This window comes from Paraglaciecola mesophila KMM 241 (assembly GCF_000315015.1).
In the GTDB taxonomy this organism is placed as follows: Bacteria; Pseudomonadota; Gammaproteobacteria; order Enterobacterales; family Alteromonadaceae; genus Paraglaciecola; species Paraglaciecola mesophila.
This window is the reverse complement of record NZ_BAEP01000001.1, coordinates 1-2,840: the sequence shown is the minus strand read 5'-3', so window position 1 is coordinate 2,840 and position 2,840 is coordinate 1. Positions and strand designations below refer to the sequence as shown.

General features: G+C 49.9%; 1 rRNA gene. It reads left to right on the top strand.

Going from position 1 to position 2,840, the window contains the following annotated elements:
- Positions 1-160: 160 nt before the first annotated feature.
- Positions 161-2,840 (top strand): 23S ribosomal RNA (locus tag GMES_RS00005); the annotation flags it as partial.

Here is a 2,840-nt window from a genome sequence, read left to right as displayed (position 1 = left end):
CACATGTTCTTTAACAATATGGAAAGCTGATAAAAGTAATCAAAACTAAGAGAACTCTTTAAGAGCTTACTCTATCTGATTTGAAAATGAATACTTGTCACGCATACAGAGCAAACCTTGAGTTTGTACGTCAAATATTGAAGGTTATTTGGGGTTGTATGGTTAAGTGACTAAGCGTATACGGTGGATGCCTAGGCAGTTAGAGGCGATGAAGGACGTGTAAGTCTGCGAAAAGTTGTGGGGAGCCGACAAAATGCTTTGATCCACAAATGTCCGAATGGGGAAACCCACCGCTTCGGCGGTATCATGCAGTGAATACATAGCTGCATGAGGCAAACGAGGGGAACTGAAACATCTAAGTACCCTTAGGAAAAGAAATCAACCGAGATTCCCCTAGTAGCGGCGAGCGAACGGGGATTAGCCCTTAAGCTAATTATAAGCGAGTGGAAGGTGTTGGAAAGCACAGCGATACAAGGTGATAGCCCTGTACACGAACGCGAATTTTAAGTGAAATCGAGTAGGTCGGGACACGTGTTATCTTGACTGAACATGGGGGGACCATCCTCCAAGGCTAAATACTCCTAACTGACCGATAGTGAACTAGTACCGTGAGGGAAAGGCGAAAAGAACCCCTGTGAGGGGAGTGAAATAGAACCTGAAACCGTATACGTACAAGCAGTGGGAGCAGACTTGTTCTGTGACTGCGTACCTTTTGTATAATGGGTCAGCGACTTATATTTTGTAGCAAGGTTAACCGAATAGGGGAGCCGTAGCGAAAGCGAGTGTTAACTGCGCGTTTTAGTTGCAAGGTATAGACCCGAAACCCGGTGATCTAGCCATGGGCAGGTTGAAGGTTGAGTAACATCAACTGGAGGACCGAACCGACTAACGTTGAAAAGTTAGCGGATGACTTGTGGCTGGGGGTGAAAGGCCAATCAAACCGGGAGATAGCTGGTTCTCCCCGAAAGCTATTTAGGTAGCGCCTCGGACGAATACCACTGGGGGTAGAGCACTGTTAAGGCTAGGGGGTCATCCCGACTTACCAACCCTTTGCAAACTCCGAATACCAGTGAGTACTATCCGGGAGACACACGGCGGGTGCTAACGTCCGTCGTGAAGAGGGAAACAACCCAGACCGCCAGCTAAGGTCCCAAAATTATTGCTAAGTGGGAAACGATGTGGGAAGGCTAAGACAGCTAGGAGGTTGGCTTAGAAGCAGCCACCCTTTAAAGAAAGCGTAATAGCTCACTAGTCGAGTCGGCCTGCGCGGAAGATGTAACGGGGCTAAGCAATATACCGAAGCTGCGGACGCAAAGTTTACTTTGCGTGGTAGGGGAGCGTTGTGTAAGTGGCTGAAGGTGAACTGAGAGGTTTGCTGGACATATCACAAGTGCGAATGCTGACATGAGTAACGATAATGCGGGTGAAAAACCCGCACGCCGGAAGACCAAGGTTTCCTGTCCCATGCTAATCAGGGCAGGGTAAGTCGGCCCCTAAGGCGAGGCAGAAATGCGTAGTCGATGGGAAACGGATTAATATTTCCGTACTTGGTATATCAGTGATGGGGGGACGGAGAAGGTTATGCAAGCATAGCGTTGGTTGTCTATGTGAAAGTGTGTAGGGTTGAATCTTAGGTAAATCCGGGATTCTACATGCCTGAGACACGAGACGAGATTCTACGGAATTGAAGTTGCAAATACCCTGCTTCCAGGAAAAGCCTCTAAACTTATGATATATCGAACCGTACCCCAAACCGACACAGGTGGTCAGGTAGAGAATACTAAGGCGCTTGAGAGAACTCGGGTGAAGGAACTCGGCAAAATCGTACCGTAACTTCGGGAGAAGGTACGCCGCTGTTTGTGATGAGACTTGCTCTCTAAGCGAATGGCGGCCGCAGTGAAAAGGTGGCTGGGACTGTTTATTAAAAACACAGCACTGTGCTAAATCGAAAGATGACGTATACGGTGTGACACCTGCCCGGTGCCGGAAGGTTAATTGATGGGGTTAGCGCAAGCGAAGCTCTTGATCGAAGCCCCGGTAAACGGCGGCCGTAACTATAACGGTCCTAAGGTAGCGAAATTCCTTGTCGGGTAAGTTCCGACCTGCACGAATGGTGTAACCATGGCCACGCTGTCTCCACCCGAGACTCAGTGAAATTGAAATCGCAGTGAAGATGCTGTGTACCCGCACCTAGACGGAAAGACCCCGTGAACCTTTACTATAGCTTGGCACTGAACATTGACCCTACATGTGTAGGATAGGTGGGAGACTTTGAAGCCGCGTCGCCAGATGCGGTGGAGTCTACCTTGAAATACCACCCTTGTACGTTTGATGTTCTAACGTTGACCCCTAATCGGGGTTGCGGACAGTGCCTGGTGGGTAGTTTGACTGGGGCGGTCTCCTCCCAAAGAGTAACGGAGGAGCACGAAGGTTGGCTAATCCTGGTCGGACATCAGGAGGTTAGTGCAATGGCATAAGCCAGCTTAACTGCGAGACAGACACGTCGAGCAGGTACGAAAGTAGGTCATAGTGATCCGGTGGTTCTGTATGGAAGGGCCATCGCTCAACGGATAAAAGGTACTCCGGGGATAACAGGCTGATACCGCCCAAGAGTTCATATCGACGGCGGTGTTTGGCACCTCGATGTCGGCTCATCACATCCTGGGGCTGAAGTCGGTCCCAAGGGTATGGCTGTTCGCCATTTAAAGTGGTACGCGAGCTGGGTTTAGAACGTCGTGAGACAGTTCGGTCCCTATCTGGTGTGGGCGTTGGATGATTGAGGGGAGCTGCTCCTAGTACGAGAGGACCGGAGTGGACGAACCGCTGGTGTTCGGGTTGTT